General features: G+C 45.2%; 12 protein-coding genes. 8 read left to right on the top strand and 4 right to left on the bottom strand.

Annotated elements, in window-relative coordinates; genetic code table 11:
- Nucleotides 1–75: 75 nt before the first annotated feature.
- Both AC1DFM_RS12485 and AC1DFM_RS12480 read right to left on the bottom strand, forming a co-directional pair.
- On the bottom strand, nucleotides 76–690 hold the full coding sequence (locus tag AC1DFM_RS12485) for an RNA polymerase sigma-70 factor (RefSeq protein ID WP_477077066.1): 615 nt from the start codon (nucleotides 688–690) through the stop codon (nucleotides 76–78).
- Between the two features lie 263 nt (nucleotides 691–953).
- The gene (locus AC1DFM_RS12480) at nucleotides 954–1253 is read right to left on the bottom strand and encodes a hypothetical protein (RefSeq protein WP_477077065.1); all 300 of its coding nucleotides are present in this window, start codon (nucleotides 1251–1253) and stop codon (nucleotides 954–956) included.
- Between the two features lie 87 nt (nucleotides 1254–1340).
- On the opposite strand from AC1DFM_RS12480, the gene AC1DFM_RS12475 reads away from it, so the two are divergent.
- Together AC1DFM_RS12475 and AC1DFM_RS12470 are read left to right on the top strand one after the other, a co-directional pair.
- Nucleotides 1341–2489, top strand: coding sequence for a redoxin domain-containing protein (locus AC1DFM_RS12475; protein WP_477077064.1), 1149 nt, complete (start codon nucleotides 1341–1343; stop codon nucleotides 2487–2489).
- A gap of 58 nt (nucleotides 2490–2547) precedes the next feature.
- On the top strand, nucleotides 2548–3300 hold the full coding sequence (locus tag AC1DFM_RS12470) for an XRE family transcriptional regulator (RefSeq protein WP_477077063.1): 753 nt from the start codon (nucleotides 2548–2550) through the stop codon (nucleotides 3298–3300).
- 115 nt (nucleotides 3301–3415) lie between these two features.
- Here AC1DFM_RS12470 and AC1DFM_RS12465 read toward each other — a convergent pair whose 3' ends face one another.
- Complete coding sequence (locus tag AC1DFM_RS12465) at nucleotides 3416–3922, bottom strand: hypothetical protein (RefSeq protein WP_477077062.1); 507 nt, start codon at nucleotides 3920–3922, stop codon at nucleotides 3416–3418.
- A 398-nt stretch (nucleotides 3923–4320) separates the two neighbouring features.
- On the opposite strand from AC1DFM_RS12465, the gene AC1DFM_RS12460 reads away from it, so the two are divergent.
- The 6 genes from AC1DFM_RS12460 to AC1DFM_RS12435 all read left to right on the top strand — a co-directional run bounded on the left by AC1DFM_RS12460 (nucleotide 4321) and on the right by AC1DFM_RS12435 (nucleotide 14718).
- The gene (locus AC1DFM_RS12460) at nucleotides 4321–7539 is read left to right on the top strand and encodes a SusC/RagA family TonB-linked outer membrane protein (protein ID WP_477077061.1); all 3219 of its coding nucleotides are present in this window, start codon (nucleotides 4321–4323) and stop codon (nucleotides 7537–7539) included.
- Nucleotides 7540–7557: 18 nt separating this feature from the next.
- The gene (locus AC1DFM_RS12455; protein WP_477077060.1) at nucleotides 7558–9036 is read left to right on the top strand and encodes a RagB/SusD family nutrient uptake outer membrane protein; all 1479 of its coding nucleotides are present in this window, start codon (nucleotides 7558–7560) and stop codon (nucleotides 9034–9036) included.
- A gap of 18 nt (nucleotides 9037–9054) precedes the next feature.
- Nucleotides 9055–9744: a hypothetical protein gene (locus AC1DFM_RS12450; protein WP_477077059.1), complete on the top strand. Its 690-nt coding sequence runs from the start codon at nucleotides 9055–9057 to the stop codon at nucleotides 9742–9744.
- A gap of 23 nt (nucleotides 9745–9767) precedes the next feature.
- The gene (locus AC1DFM_RS12445; protein WP_477077058.1) at nucleotides 9768–10733 is read left to right on the top strand and encodes a DUF5007 domain-containing protein; all 966 of its coding nucleotides are present in this window, start codon (nucleotides 9768–9770) and stop codon (nucleotides 10731–10733) included.
- A gap of 467 nt (nucleotides 10734–11200) precedes the next feature.
- Complete coding sequence (locus tag AC1DFM_RS12440; protein ID WP_477077057.1) at nucleotides 11201–13933, top strand: outer membrane beta-barrel protein; 2733 nt, start codon at nucleotides 11201–11203, stop codon at nucleotides 13931–13933.
- Complete coding sequence (locus AC1DFM_RS12435) at nucleotides 13930–14718, top strand: GLPGLI family protein (protein ID WP_477077056.1); 789 nt, start codon at nucleotides 13930–13932, stop codon at nucleotides 14716–14718. Before AC1DFM_RS12440 ends, AC1DFM_RS12435 begins: the two co-directional genes overlap by 4 nt.
- A 580-nt stretch (nucleotides 14719–15298) precedes the next feature.
- Here the strand turns inward: AC1DFM_RS12435 and AC1DFM_RS12430 are convergent.
- Nucleotides 15299–16891, bottom strand: a complete 1593-nt coding sequence (locus AC1DFM_RS12430; RefSeq protein ID WP_477077055.1) for a hypothetical protein — start codon at nucleotides 16889–16891, stop codon at nucleotides 15299–15301.
- Between the last annotated feature and the right edge of the window lie 2 nt (nucleotides 16892–16893).

Genomic DNA, 16893 nt, shown 5'->3' with positions numbered 1-16893 from the left:
CGAGTGACTAGCGCGTATATCCGCCATAATCAATCGCTTCAATGGCTTTTTGCTTTCTGCTTTTTGCTTTCTGCTTTAAATAAATCCAGGGAACGATAATGCCAGGAGAATTAACAACGGTGGTAATACTTCTTTGCTTTTGCCGATAGCGCCGAGTCCTTCGTTGAGGCGGCGCATGGCCCGGAAGAGCTGTGTTTCTACGGTTCTGGGAGAAATGCTCAGGATTTCGGCGACCTCCTTATATTTAAAGCCATCTTCTTTGATCAGTTGAAATACGCGGCGGCATTGGGCCGGCAGGGCGGCTACCAGCTGATCCATTTTAAAGCGCATTTCTTTCCATTCCAGGTCGCGTTCCAGGTCTACGCTGTTGCGCAGGTCGGCGGTGTCGGTGCCGGAAAGCGGTACAATCCGCAAATGGGAATATTGTTCGAGGTAATTAAGGGAGTGGTTTTTTACGGCTACAAAAAGATATACTTCCAGGTTAGTTACCTGTTCCAGCTCCGCGCGGCGGTTCCATAATTTTACGAAAACGTCTGATACAATTTCTTCGGCGGCTTCTCTGACATGTATATAGCGGATACAAAAGTGCAGCAGCCGGTCATATAAATGCCGAAACAGGCGGGAGAAAGCCTGCTCATCATCATAACGTGCAATCTGCATTTGCCATTCACGAATGTCATCCATGCTCATGTCTATGCTAAAACGTTTTTGCTAAATGGACAAAAAAAAGAATACTTTCTTTGACTGATTTGGTTGTTATTAAAAAGGAATAACCGGGTTGGCCTTCTTACAAAAGCAATAATAGAAAAAAGGATTTAGAAAAACAACCCTGTTGAGCAGAAAGCATAAAGCGGAAAGCAAAAAGCTATTGTAGCGAATGATTATATCGGTTTTGATATACGCATTGGTCATTTGCTACAATAGCTTTTTGCTTTCCGCTTTATGCTTTCTGCTCAGCTTAATATATTAAAGGACACAAAAACAATGGTAATACTCACACAAATCAATGCCACCAGGAAGGTGTAGTCGGCTATCTGCTCCAGTCGTTCGCTCCGTTTGGGGCGCCTGTTCTTCAGCGATAAAAAGGATAAAAGGCAGCTCGCCATCAGCAGCATGGCGGCAATCCCTGTACAATCATCAATAATGGTGGCATGATTAAAGCGGGCCACTTTGATGGAAGTAAGTACAATCAGGCAGAAGCCCAACAGGTTGGTGGATGTGTTCAGGATATGTGGCGACTTACTATTGTTCATTTTTTTTTGTTATTACTGATTAACAAATACTTCTGTACACGAATTGAAGAATTTTAGTTTATAGATTCGGTTGCAGATTGGATTCTTATGAAAAAAATAACACTTTTAGCCCTGTTATGCTGGCCATTTCTAATAAAGGCACAGTCCGCAAGCTATGTTCTGAAAGGCAAAATAACGAAACAAAAAGGTCCACTGCGGGTATACCTGACGCAGGCGATCAACGACAAGCTGATAGTAGATTCCGCGGACGCCCACGACGGGGAATTTCGGATAACAGGCATGGTGGACGGGCCTGTGCGGGCCATGCTGATCTTCAGCCATAACGGCCAGTACATGGACCTGATGCGCCTGCGCCCGGGTAGCGATAGTAAACTTTTCTTCCTGGAAAAGGGCGATACCAAAGTAACCACCCAGGAGGACGTCAGTAAGGCACGCATTATCTCCCCTACCAATGAACAGGAGGCAGAGTATAACGAGGCGCTGGCAAAAATAGATAAGTCTATCACCCAGATTAATAAAACCTATCTCAAGGCATCTCCCAAAGAACTGGCCGACCAGAACTTTCTACAAAAAATCGGTCAGCGGTATGCATTGGCCATGGAGGCCAGAAAAATGATGCAGTATAAATTTATCACCGAACATCCTACGTCTTTCCTCAGTTTGACCGCCCTGAAGGAACTCACCAATGCCCAATTGGAACCGGATCAAATTGAGCCGCTCTTTCAACAATTGACACGCGATATACGAAATAGCGCGGAAGGCAAAGCGTTCCAGGCTGAAATTACTAAGGTCCGTAATCTGGACGTAGGCTCACCTGCGCCCGATTTTGAAGTACCCGACATGAACGGAAAGCCGGTACGCCTCTCCGACTTCAAAGGCAAAACGGTGTTACTCGACTTCTGGGGCTCCTGGTACGCCCCAAGCCGCAAAGCACATGAATACATCAGAGAAGCTTACCGGGAATTTAAAGATAAAAACTTCACGGTGATCAGTATTGCGCTGGACCCACCGGCCGACCGCCCCTATCTGGAAAAGGCGATCCAGGAAGATAGCCTCATATGGACGAACCTCTCTGATCCTACCAAAGACAAGAACAACGCCGCCAAAGCCTATGGGGTGAAAGTAATTCCACAAAATTATCTGATAGATTCCACCGGCATGATTATTAATAAAGACCTGCATGGTCCGGCGCTCTCGCAGCAACTCGCCAGTCTTTTACTCCCTGAGAATCCGTAAAAAGCCATACATTTGCCCTTATTAGTTATAAATATAATTTATTATAAATATATAAGGCATGGACAAACAGCCCCTTTTCTGGGCCGCTAATCTGAAATTATTACGGACACGAAAGAAGATCTCACAACAACACTTATCTGATTTACTGGGACTGAACCGGAACAAGATCACTGCGCAGGAAAGCGGCAAAACACGCAATCCACGTATGGACGACCTGGTATTGATCTCTGCATTTTTTAAGATCGACATCGACCTCCTGATAAAAACGGATCTCTCGCAGGTTCCGGAAGCGCAACTGGAAGAACTGGAAGCAGGCAAACACGTGGATCTATCGGGCAGGCATATACGTATTCTTCCAATTACGGTAGATAACAGCAATGAAGAGAACATGGAATATGTACCGGCACGCGCCAAAGCAGGTTATCGCAACGGCTTCAGCGATCCCGGCTTCATTGCCGCCCTGCCCAAATTTACCCTCCCCGATCTGCCGAGAGGTAAAACCATCCGCATGTTCCCAATCAGCGGCGACTCTATGGCCCCCATCCCTGATGGCAGCCATATCATTGCCCAATACCTGCAGGACTGGTCTCATCTGAAAAATAATACCGCCTGCGTACTCATTCTGAAAGGTGGAGAAGAAGAAATTGTTTTCAAAGTAGTAGGCAATCATATTAAGCAGAATGGCACCCTCGCGCTCCATTCCCTGAATAGTAACTACGAAACGGCCATTATCAATATCGAAGAAGTATTGGAAATATGGACGTTTATTGGTTACATCAGTAAAGAACTGCCTGTTGAGCAGAAAGCATAAAGCAGAAAGCAAAAAGCTATTGTAGCGAATGATCAGAGCGGATTTTGTCTGTGTACAGGATTATACTGATCATTCGCTACAATAGCTTTTTGCTTTCTGCTTTCTGCCTTCCGCTCTACTTATAGCTTTCCTTAAACGCCTGCAACGCTTCTTCCATCCGCACTCTCAGCCGATCCCCCTGGGGACCGTCGCCAGGCTTGGCAATATGGAACATGGATAAGGTATTGTTCTCCTTTAATTCTTTGCTCCCCTTTTCACTTTCTGAAATTCTCACTACTTCGCTATTGAATTCCAAACCGATGTAGTAATCATAAAATACGGCTTTAATAGCACTCACAGGAGCGGTGAGCCGATACAGCGTATAGCTGTTTTCTACCGGATAACGAAAAGTAACAGATAATATCCCATCTTCGCTGATACGAAATGCCGATTCAATTTTTGCACCCGATTCTGTGAGATAAGATAACTGTGGCGGATACACGGTAGCTGCTTCGGTTAATAGTCTGGTAAACTGAATCGCTGCTTTAGCGCGTGATCCTGGATTAACCGCCGACTGTTGGGCAAAGGTACTGGTAAACACAAAAGTACACAGCACCCATAAAAGGGAGTAGCATTTTTTCATAGGTATTCTTTCCGGTTAATAAGTTCTTTCTACTTGTAAATATAATATATTTACACCATATATCAATCTCCTCAATACCGGCTCCATATTTAATATTGTTTACAGTCTTTTAAATTTCATTAACAAGTTCTCTTTCTGCTTCATCCTAACTTCATTGCCGTATTAGGAACCTGTGATTCTATTAAAAAATCGATTTAGCAACCAATAAAAGCGTATCCATCAACATCAAATTGACCAACAAAACGCGTAGCGTTTCAAGAGTTAGTAGTATCAGCGTATAAGACGTCAACCAATGTCATTTTAACAAACTGGCTTCCGTATTCCAGTATCATTTCATAAGCTTCAAATTCATTTACATGACTGTTAATTTTACAAGATACAGCCATCGCTGTACTGTTATGTTATTAACGCTCTGTCTGGCCCTCCTGTCCCTACCCGGCATCGCGCAGGTAAACCCTGCCACCACCAAAATTGTGGTAGCCGGCTTTGTACGGGACGGCTTCGACGGAACCCCTCTCCCGGGCGTATCTATCAGTATCTCCGATTCCAAATCAGGCGCTATCAGCAATGCCGATGGTAGCTATTCCCTAAAAGCAAATCCAGGTAGTACCATCACCTTCACCATCGTGGGGTACCTGCCGCATGCTGTTATCGTAAAAGAAAATAATGCCCACCTGAACATCACCTTGCCAGTAGATAGAAAAGCATTGAAAGATGTGGTGGTCATCGGCTACCAGGAAGCCTCCCGCAAAACGGTGACCGCCGCCGTGACCTCTATCAATCCGAAAACCCTGCTGGACGTTCCCACCCCTACCTTTGATGCATTATTACAAGGCCGCGCACCCGGACTGGATGTACAAAACTACTCCGGCGAACCAGGCGTAAGAAGTAATGTGGTGATGCGTGGTAACACCGCCGTCAGCCGTAACATCAACAGCAATCCCGCTGATCCGGCCGGAAAGACCAGTCTCGCCCGCGCCCTGAGTGGTCCCCTTTATGTAATTGACGGCGTACCACAAACCACGGAAGACATTGCCGCCATCAACTATGGCACCGGTACCAACACCGACGTCATGGCCGGCATCGCCATCAACGATATTCAAAGCATAGATATCCTGAAAGATGCATCCGCAGCAGCTATCTATGGATCAAGAGGCGCCGGCGGCGTGATCATCATCAAAACAAAAAGAGGCATTTCCGGTAAACCCAGAGTAGACTTTGCCACCTACCACGGCCTCACCGAAAAACCACAACTCGACAAAGTGGTGATCGGCGCAGAAGAACGCCGCGCAAAGCTGGACCTGATCAAACATTACGGCAACTGGGGCAACCTCCAGAACCTGCCGCAAATCCTGACAGACAGCCTCAATCCTGCCTTTAACAACGCCAATGATTATCTCGGCGGTTTGTATCGTACCGGTCGCGTTGATAACTACGATGTATCTATTTCCGGCGGTAATGATCTCGTGAATTATCGCTATGGACTCAACTATTATGATGAGCAGGGCATCGTGAGAAAGTCCGGTTTGAAACGCTATAGCTTCAGCAGCAGCACCGGTCTGAATCTTTCTTCCAACGTAAAAGTCTCTACCCAAATCCGCTACTCCAAACTGGACCGGCCCCGCTCTATCAGCGACCTGTCCGGCGGCTTCGGCGCTTTCAACGGCGGATACTACGCTTCCAGCCCATTGCCTACTTCACTGATGTATATGACCGACGCATCGCGTGATTTTATTTTCGGCAGCGGCAGCGGTTCCACCGATCAAAATACAAACGATAACCTCTCCATCAGCCCCGTGATCGACTGGCGCATTTCAAAAAAATTCAGTTTCAATACCGTCATCTCCTTTACACAAACCAATAGCCGGATGGATACCTATACACCCGGTATCGCCAGAAGAGACGGTACCGGTGTTGCCACCAGCTTCACCGATAAATCCAATAACTATTTAATGAGCAATACCCTGCAATACACCACCAACGTAGGGAAAAACAATAGTATTAACCTGCTCGCAGGACAGAATACAGAGTTCTGGGAATATCGTGCTACTTATTCAACCGCTATCGGTATTCCGAATGATCAGATCCATACGGTTACCGTGTTGAACAAAGACCTCGCAGACACCCGTTCAGACTTGCTGCAGAGTGGTATCCAGTCGTTGTTCCTCAGAGCCAACTACAGCTATAAAGAACGCTACCTCTTATCCGGCGTCATCACCGCGGATGCATCTTCCCGCTTCGGTAAAAATAACCGCTGGGGATATTTCCCTTCTGTTTCTGCCGGATGGATCATCAGTGATGAGCCTGCACTCCGTTCCGCATCCAACTGGCTCACCCTGCTGAAATTACGCGCCAGCTATGGTATTACAGGCAGACAACCCGATGGAGGCGATAACTATCTCTCTTATAATACTTATAACATTGGCGCCGGTGGCTTTGCAGGTAGTACCAATCCTGCTACAGGAAACAACTATGCCTTTGGCTACAATGGCATTCCTGCTGTGGCGCTTAACTTCGACAAAGGACTCACCAATAATAACCTGAGTTGGGAGAAGAATGCGCAAACCAACCTGGGCTTGGATCTGAGCCTGTATAATGGCCGGTTCAATGTAGTGGCGGATGCATATGTGAAGAAAACCAATGGCGGTATTTTTAACCTGAATGTACCGGTGACTACTGGTTATTCTATTCTCACTGCTAACGCCATCGGTATCCGCAACACCGGGATAGAACTGCAGCTCATTGCCAACCTATTAAATCCATCTTCCAAATTCCAATGGCAGACATTATTAAACCTGGCACATAACGATAACATCATTACGTCGCTTCCCAATGGTGGCCGCGATATCTACCTCGACAAATACCTGCTTCGTCAGGGACAGCCGCTGAACTCGTACAACGTGTTCCGCAAAACAGGCATCTATGCTACAGATGCAGACGTGCCCGTAAATAAAGTAACCGGGCAGCCACTGAGTTTCTATAACTATCCTTTCAAAGGAGGTGATCCTATCTGGCAGGACTCCAATGGAGATGGTATCCTCGATGCCACCGACTATGTGCCGGCTGGTAATCCCAATCCAAAAGTGACAGGCGGTTTCGGCAATACCTTTAGCTACAAAGGTTTTAGCTTGTATGTATTCTGCACCTTCACCGCAGGCCGGAAAATATTCAACGACTACCTTGCCGGTAAATTATCGCAGCTGATTCCCACTGATGACGGCAATCCAGATCCTTATCATTCTATTTCCACACACGCATTGCCTGACCTGAGCAACATCAATTACTGGAGAAATCCTGGCGACAATGCTGAATATCCCATGCTGAGCTCTGTATCCGGTACCCATTACAAATATGCGATGGTGAGTTCTGCCTGGATAGAAAGCGGCACCTATTTCCGCGTGAAAAATGTGTCGCTCTCCTACTCCTTTAACCAGGGTGTGCTGGACAAACTACACTTCAAACGTTTACGGATATACGCATTGGCAGATAATCTTTATCTCTTTAAACAATCTAAAAATATTCCTGATCCTGAACAGGTAGATGCGTTCGGCGTATATAGCGGCAGTGGCTATCCCATTCCAAAAAAGTTCACACTGGGATTGGATTTGAGCCTTTAAACCATCAAAAATTACATCATGAAAAAACAACGCTTATATATTGCATACGCCGCTGCGGTGCTATCAGCCACCACACTGGTATCTTCCTGTTCCAAAATACTGGACCTGGAGCCACACAACTCCACCTTTACCGGTGCTTATTTCAGCAGCGAATCCGATGCTAAAACCTCGCTTTCCGGCGCCTATGCTATTTTGCGGAATATCCTGATCCGGGATAACTCCTGGCATAAATACGGCGATGTAGCATCCGGGGAATTAAGCATTGATGGCTCCAGGGATAACGCCAACTACAATATCTCCAACGGGGAATTTACCGGCCTTAATGTGGGTGGCAGTAACTGGAACTGGCAGCAATACTACCAGCTATTACAACAGGTGAACCTGATCATTAACAAAGTACCGGGCATTCCTGACAGCAAGTTTGCCTCGCTGGATACCAAGCGTCACGTGATTGGTGAAGCCTATTTCCTGCGTGCTTTCACCTATTTCTATATGAGTAGAATATGGGGAGATGTGCCACTGAAGCTGGAACCCGATCTGGACGTATCTACTGCAAAGAATATCGCCAGAAGCCCGGCGGCAGACGTATGGAAACAATGTCTCGCTGACCTGGAAGCAGCCAAGCCTAACCTGGATTTTGGTTATGAAGGCAATGAAACAGATCGTGCGGTCAGAGCTAACAAAGGCAGTGCATTTGCCTTACAGGCGCATATCCTGGCCTGGAAGGGCGATTATGCCGGTGCTGCCGAAGCCGCCAAAACCGTCGTGACCAGCGGAGGTTATTTACTGGCAGATGCCGGTAACTACGCCAAAGTATTTATTGGAAAATCGCAGGAAGGCATCTTTGAAATCAATATCAATGATGCACAGTCCGAAGGCCTTTCCCTGCAAAACAACAGTGGCATGGGCGTAACACTTAGTATGCCTTTCATTGATGGCAAAAACTATATTGAATGGCCGGTGAATACCAACATGGTAAAATATTTATATGCAGATAGCGCCATCGATATCCGCTACCGGACATTCTTCTATAATGCCCAAAGCAACCAGGGACAAATTATCAAATTTGCCAACATCACTTACGCCGACGGCTCTACGAAGAAAGATCCCCGCCTGAGTAATAACCTCATCATCTTCCGGCTGGCAGATATCATGCTGTTAAGGGCGGAAATGCTGAATAAACTGGGCCAGGATGGCGATGCCCTCACCGTGCTGAACAAAATACGGGAAAGGGCCGGGCTAGCCGACACCACCGGTACTGGTCCTGACCTTGGCACCACCATCCTCGAAGAACGCCTGCGGGAGCTGTATTTCGAAGGACATGCCTTCTACGACCTGGTACGTACCAAAAAGCTACCGGACTACAATGAACATTTTCCCAGCGTGCAATTCCAGGGCGGAGCCCCCACCGGTGGCTGGCTATGGCCAATTGATCCTGCTATGTTCAAGGACGACTATACCCTGGTACAAACCCCTTATTGGAGAGGTAAACTTTAATCCATCAAAAAGCATTGTATGAAACATAAATTATTTCCGGCCTTCATCGCACTCGTTTGCATTGCCCTGTTCTCCTGTAAAAAAGAGTATACCATCGGCGGCAGCGTACATGATCCGCATGTAAACATGACTACCTACGATTACCTGAAAAGCAATCCGCAATTTGATACCGTGATGTTGCTGATTGATAAAACGGGACTGAAAGAAGAAATCAACGCCAGCGGTACCTTCTTTGCTTTCACCAATTACGCATTAGATAATTACATCAGCGTAAAACAGGAAGAGCTGCGGGTATCAAGGGAACAACCAAACCTTGTATACACCTTTGATTCATTGGATTTTAAAACATTGAAAGACTCACTCCGTGCGTATATATTCAAGGATAAAATCACGCTCGACAAAGCCACTAAAACCGGTAAGCTGTATAAGTCGAACGATGGAGAACTACGCCTGGTACAAGGCATTACCTCCAGCGACTATACCAACGGCGGCGTATTCACCCAATACCCGGTATACCTGTATCTCACCAAACTGATTCCTAAACCAGGCAGGCCCGTTCCTACAGACGATTCCGGGTTACCAAACCTAACGCCGGATCAATACCTGCAGACGGTTTGCCAAACCACCGGCATCCTCACCACCACGGGCGTATTACACGTGTTGAACAACCGGCACACGTTCACCTATTTCGCGGACCTGTTTAACTGAGTTTTTATTCTAACGCAATGATCATGAAAACAAATATAAAAACGGTTGGCGCAATACTGCTGGCAGCCACCATTGCCTATGGTTGTGAAAAAGTAGAAAACGGCTTTCTCAGCGACCAGGTACGCTATGTAGATAATCCGATCCGCATCAACCGCGGCCAGGTGCAGCAAACCTCTCCGGTGAGCAATGATGGCTCCAGCGCACCGGTAGTATACAAACTGCTGGATATCCGCGATGCAGAAAAACACCAGCATGCAGATACGGTGTATGCTAAATTTGACCGGTATGAATGGACCGGCTTATTTGACCCACAGAAAGATACCACGGTGGACTTGCTGAATAAAAAGCGGCAAAAAGTAAATAAACCTTCCTGGGAGTTCAATGAACATACAGGCGCCTTCACCTTCTATGGCACGTCTGTAAAAATTCCTATCGGCACCTACGAATTTGATATACAGGCTACCAATCAGCACGGCACCAAAGTGTATAAAAACATTGCCACTTTTACGATGGTAGATAAAGACCCTTATGACATTGGCGACGGCGGAGCTGCCTGGTTCAAGGACGGTACTACTACCAGCGGTGATCTGGGTGCGCCCATTGTCACTATCAAAAAAGTATCCGATGAAGGCACTAACATTATCCTGAAAATTGTGGATCAGAAGGGCACCGCCTTCAATCCCGCCAAAGGCGAAATCATCCGAAGAGGCGACCGTAGCGATTTTCAGACCTATGCACAGTTTCACCCACTAACGCTCACGGATACTTCGATGGTGTGTAATTTTGAAACCACTCCGTTTCCTTTGCTGCAAAGTGGCTATGGCTACCTGATCTACTATCGTATACCCAGTACATTTGTAAAAGTAGATCCGGGCTACGCCCCTACTAATGATCCGGTGTATAACGTAAACCCACGCTTCCAGTTTCATATTTACCAGGAAGGTACATATGAGGTAACGGTGCAGGTGAAGCATGTGACCAGGAAATAATTGAAATACCTACAATAAGAAGAGGCGGTATCGAAAGTAATTTTTGCCCGAAGTGATCCGGGTACCTGATGGGGAGAATTTTCAATGAAATAATTCTCCCCATCTTCAAATTACCTTTGATACGCCTCTTTTCTTTTTTGCGATTAAAATCAAGCTGGTTCACGCTCTTATGGCAGTATAACTAATTAAATCAGCGTACTAACCCCGTAGTCCCCCCTCCTGCCTACCTTGACAACTATTCCGCCCCTGGAGAACGATCTGAAAAATAAATAGGCAGAAATTAAAAAATGATTGTATTTTCAGCTATACCCGCAATTAAATTTATCGAGTGAGCAATGTAAAAATAACACCGAATGATAAATCATACATCCGGGCCTATGCGTACACCATGGAAATGGAAGCATTTCATAACGATTAAATAAAAACCATTTGTTTCTTAGCCTGAATTTAAATTCCGTTGTTCTACCATGAAAAATGTTCTGAGATTCGTGTTTCTCCTGATTACCTTACTTCATTACAAAGTCAATGCGCAAAATAGCTCCATCCGGGGTATGGTAACAGACAGCAGCCTCAAAACCCCGCTGCAGCATGCGGTAGTAGTTTTGTTACAGGCACGCGATTCCTTTATCGTCGGCAGTACAAGGGTGGGGAAAGCCGGGGAATTCAGCTTTCAGCAACTGTCTGATACAGCCAGTTATGTGCTGTATTTTTCCTATCCGAAGTATGCCAGCTATTCCCACCGGATAAACATGAAAGAAGCTGTTAACAAGATGGTGGAGATGGATCATATTTATCTCATTCCCAAAAGCAGGCTACTACATGAGGTAATTGTGACATCACAGGTGGCCGCCATCAAGATCAATGGCGACACCACCGAATATAACGCCGGTAGTTTTAAAGTACAGCCCAACGCCTCCGTGGAAGAGTTGCTACGGCAACTACCCGGTTTGCAGGTAGATCAGTTTGGTAATATTACCGCGCAGGGACAAAAAGTAAAGAAAGTGCTGGTAGATGGCGAAGAGTTCTTCAGCGACGATCCCACGCTCGTCACACGCAACCTCCGGGCAGACATGATCGATAAGGTACAGGTATACGATAAAAAGTCTGATGCCGCAGCTTTTACCGGCATCGAAGATGGGGTAAAAGATAAAACGATCAACCTGAAAATTAAAGAAGATAAAAATCACGGGGTATTTGGAAAAGTAGAAGCCGGCGCAGGTACAGATGAACGGTATAATGCACAGGGCATGATCAACTTCTTCAAAGGCAAAAGACGAATGTCTGCCTATGCAACCACCGGTAATATCGGACGGTCCGGGCTGGGATCGGCTGATAAAGAAAAAATGGGCAACGATGAGGATGGTGACGGCACTTATTCCGGCAAAGGATTACCGTCGATTACCTCCGGAGGATTCCACTATGATAAAAAATGGAACAATGATAAAACATCTTTCAATGGCAATTATAAATTCAACCTGCAGCATGTTGTAGGATCGGAAACTACTACCTCGCAGAATAACCTGCCTACCGGCGTCATTTTAAGCGATGCCAGGAGCCACTTTGAAAACCGTAGTACCGACAATAAATTGAATGCCAGATATAGCTATAAAATTGATTCCGCCACTACCTTCACGATTTATACAGACGGGACGCGCTATCATAATAACAGCTCAAATAATGGTTTTACGCAAAACAGGCGGGGCGACTCCAGCATGATTTATAATAATGAGAAATCTGGTAGCAGCGAATATGACTTTGGTAGTTATAATCTCAATTTGTCCCTGGAAAAACAACTGAAGAAAAAGGGACGCACGATTGCCATGTATCTGAATAATAACTTTTCAAATGATGCTACTAATGGAGAAAGTATTTCATCCAGTACTTTCTATAACACACTGAATAAGCCTGATAGTACTGCATCGCTGCATTTACGCAGAAAAATGAATGACGACTGGCGCACGCTGAACTTCAATGCTATTTATACAGAGCCTATTTCCAAAAAACTATCACTGATTGTCAACTACGACTTATATAACGAGTCGGCACATGACGACAAACGTTCGTATAATCCGCTTAATAATCAGGATCTTAAAATGATTGACACCGCCTTTAGTACTAAAATGAATTCAACAGTATGGGGAAACGAGGGCGGATTGTCACTCAATTACTTTACAAAAAAATTAGTACTGAATGTAGGTAACAAAGTTAAGTTCGTTCAAATGAATGTGGAAGATATATATAGTGCTATAAAGCTGAACAAACAATTTGTAAACCTGAATCCTAATCTCAATTTTAGCTATAGGTTCAGCAATTATGAATCATTGAATTTCACTTACAATGGGAACAGCAACAATCCGGGGCGTTCGCAGATGCTCCCTTTCAACTTTGATAACAGTCAGCTCACTACGTTTCTAACCAATACTGCGTTAAAGAACAGTTTCACCAATGATGTAACCATCAGGTACAATGCAGCAAAAGTAGCCTCTCAGGTGTATTATGGAGGATCGGCCGGTTATACACTGATAGCAGATCCCATTACCCAGGCGATCACCGTAGATCCTGCGGGGGCATATACCTATCAGCAGGTAAATATGGAAGGCCATGCCAACCGTAATTATTATGTGAGCACTTACTATTCAAAAAAGATCCGTGCCATTGATATACAGGCCGCCGCTGCATTGGGGCTAAATGGCGGAAAATCCTTTAGTCCGATCAACGGTGCTATCAACAAGCTGAACTACAACACCTACACTTTAACGCTGCAGGCATATAAATCGAAACTCAAACAATACACCGTCTATTTCACAGGAAATGGAGGCTACACCAACAATACCTCCTCTCTTCAGGCAGGGTCTAAGAACAGCTATTTTTTCTATACCCTCAACCCTTCGCTGGATGTTTATTTTGGGAAGAAGTTTCAGGTCCATACAGATGCCAACTACCTCTGGCAGCAGAAAACCCAAACATTCAGCGATAATTTCAGTCGTACGATATGGAACGCCTGGATAGGGCGTAACTTTTTCAGTAACGATCAATTAACAGTAAAAATATCGTGCAATGATATCCTGAATAAAAATAACGGCTATGCGCGTACGGCTACTAACACATTCTTTTCAGAAAACCGCTACACCACCATTCAACGTTACTTTATGATTGGTGCTACCTGGAATTTTACAAAATTTAATAGTATCAAACAGTGAGAAAGATCATTCACATTATTGGGGTCATCCTGTTGCTGAACACCTTCCTTCCTGTTGCGGCGCAACAGTCAGTGTTTGTCAACCGCGGGAAAATAAAGTTTGAGCGAAAAGTGAATACGTTTGCAGCCATGCCCATTTTCCTAAGAGAAACCCGGACTGTACCAAACGATGAGGTGGCGACCTTTATGCAACAATACCGGCTTACTTCTCCCCAGTTCTGGGTCGATAGTTTTGAGTTGGCCTTCGACGAAGTACAGAGTCTATATCAGCCGGTTAATCCTGATATCAATTTTTCTCAAACTTTCCAGATACCGGTGGCTTATAAGAATAAGGTGTATAGTAATTTTACTACTGGTATCGCTTTCACACAAAAACAGGCTTTTGAGCAGGCGTTTTTTATCAAAGATTCGGTAAAAACCTTAAAATGGAAGCTTACGGAGGAAACCCGGGAAATTGCCGGCTACGAATGCCATCGTGCCAATGCCCTGTTGTTTGATTCCATCTATATTGTTGCATTTTACACCGATGAAATTCTCCCCCGTGGAGGCCCGGAGTCTTTCAACGGACTACCCGGGATGATTTTAGGCGTAGCAATACCACATCAGCATATTACAATTTTTGCTGAAAGCGTTACCCCGATGGATGCCGTGTTGGACCAACGGAAAATTCCTGCCATGGAAAAAAATCCCCTGATCAACAACAAGGATTTCAATATTAAGACGGCAAAAATGCTGAAGCAATTTGGGCTGACTTCTCCCTGGGTACAATTTTTCATGGATCTGTAGGGATGTGGATGCCAGTCCTGCCCACAATAGTACAGGACAAGTCTTTCCGAAGAAGACTTGTCCTGTAACATTAAATACAAACGCCTTTAATCAGACTTTATCCGTGTGAGCAGCAACATGGTAACGTTTCATAATAATATTATGAATATACCTGTATGACGTACCCATTGCAAAATAAATCAGACAGAATTCAAGCGTTCTGTATTGACCACGATATCTGCCTAACTCAAAAGTAAGCAGATCAAAAGGCCTGCTTAACAAAAGAGGGATCAGCAAAAAAGTAAATCCGAAAGCAAGACATGATATTAATGTATTGTCTTTTGCCTTTTTGCTCAACAGCAGCAACCCATTTCCCAGCAGTATTACAAAAATAAATGCTGGCAGGTCATGCAGGAAGTAGAAAAAACAATAAATAAAATTTACCGCCAAGCCTCCCGGAGTAATTTTACTGATATACGGCCCATACTCGGTCTCCCCTTTGGAAAGCATAAATACCAGGTCAAATATCACGTAATAACAGAAGTAAAACAGGATACATACCAGTAGCGATACTACATTAAGTCCTATTGTTTTTAGTAATTTATTCACAACCTCCATTTGCTTTTAGTTTATCAATAGATTCCTGTCCTGTCAGGACTTTCCCAACCAGATCCCAGTCAGGTCTCGATTTCAACGTTAATTTGTCTGTAGCATTTCCGCCGTGGGAGTTAACAAAGGCTTTCACCTTATCCTGAAAACTTTCCCATAGCTGATCCGCACTTGAGAATGGGATATTAGAAGCTCTCTGTATCCAATCCCCACCCATATCTGTTATGCGGTCCACTCCTTTCGTGTAAATTAAGACACTTCCGTCAGCATTCTTATAGACACCGAAACGGCGGTTTCCACTAACCGGGTGCGAACCATCCAGCGGCGTTTTTATAGTTGAGAAGATCCAGTGATCAGCTGCTGTTTCAGATACAATCACAGAGCCATCATTTCCAAGCGGTCCCATTCCGATCTCAATATGTAACATGGCGCCGATGGGGTTTGCCGAATTCCACATATTAGTATCATTATAACCACCGGAGTTATAGGGAGAAAATGGTGCATCCTTTGCAAAATCATTGAGATTAAGCCTGATATATTTCAGGAGGCTTTCAGCAGTAGTCTGTACACCATTAATTACAGGCAGTGACTTTATCGTTACCGCAAAAAAATCCATATTTACGGTAGTTCCGGACGCATTCTGAATTTCCTGAATAGTGAAGTCTCTATCCGCGGCGTTCAACATAGACAATCTTTGTACAACAATCTGGTGAACTACCTTAAAGGAGCCAAGTTTGATATATGCGGCAACAGTAGCGCAATCGATCAGCTTATTCTGATCCTTATCGAGTTCATTTGATAAGGCCTTTTTGGAGGATACACCGTTATAACCGGTAGTAGCTCCGGAGCCGGCGCCACCTCCATAAGGGAATGGGTTGGTGGGAGGATTGATCGGGCCGGAAGGAACAGAAGGAGGAAATAACCAGATCGGTGGTGGCGGAGGGTTTGGCGCGGGTGCTGTCACCACCACTTCCGGCAAAGTAATACCACCGTTATCATCGGTTTCCACTCTTGCATGCATGGTGGAAGATACAGCTGTAATAGTGCTGGTACTCTTAGGTAACAGTTCGTATTTGAGCTGGCCATTCAAATACTGACGGCCTTTAATAAAGCGGCCGGCTGTGTTATACAACAAAATCATACCGGTATAATCTGCATTATCTATGAAGTACCGAACACCCATATCAAGGTTTCCTTTTTGCAGGCGCTTCTTTACCAGATAAGCAGAATCAGCACGAACCTCCCATACCTGGCTGCGCATCTCCCCGTTTGACTCCTTTTTAAATACCAGGTCACGGTAACCATTCACGACCCAGATATGATCCAGCACCACTTTAAGGATACTTTCCCCATTTCCCAGATCTACATTGGTGGTACGATTCCAGTCAGGATCTCCTATTTTTATAGTGTCCTCCGCTACCCGCCCATTTAAAGCGGGGCGTTGCTGCTGCTTAAACCAGGCAGCAGCCTCCTCAACGGAGATCATTGTTGCGGCCTGTAGTGCCTTTTCATTAGGTACATCTGCAGCATTCTTTCTGCAGGAAAAGAAGAGGATTGCCCCGGATAGTGCTAGGACAATCGACAAAA

It is taken from the genome of Chitinophaga sp. 05T412, from assembly GCF_056396465.1.
This window is presented reverse-complemented; position numbering and strand designations above follow the sequence as displayed.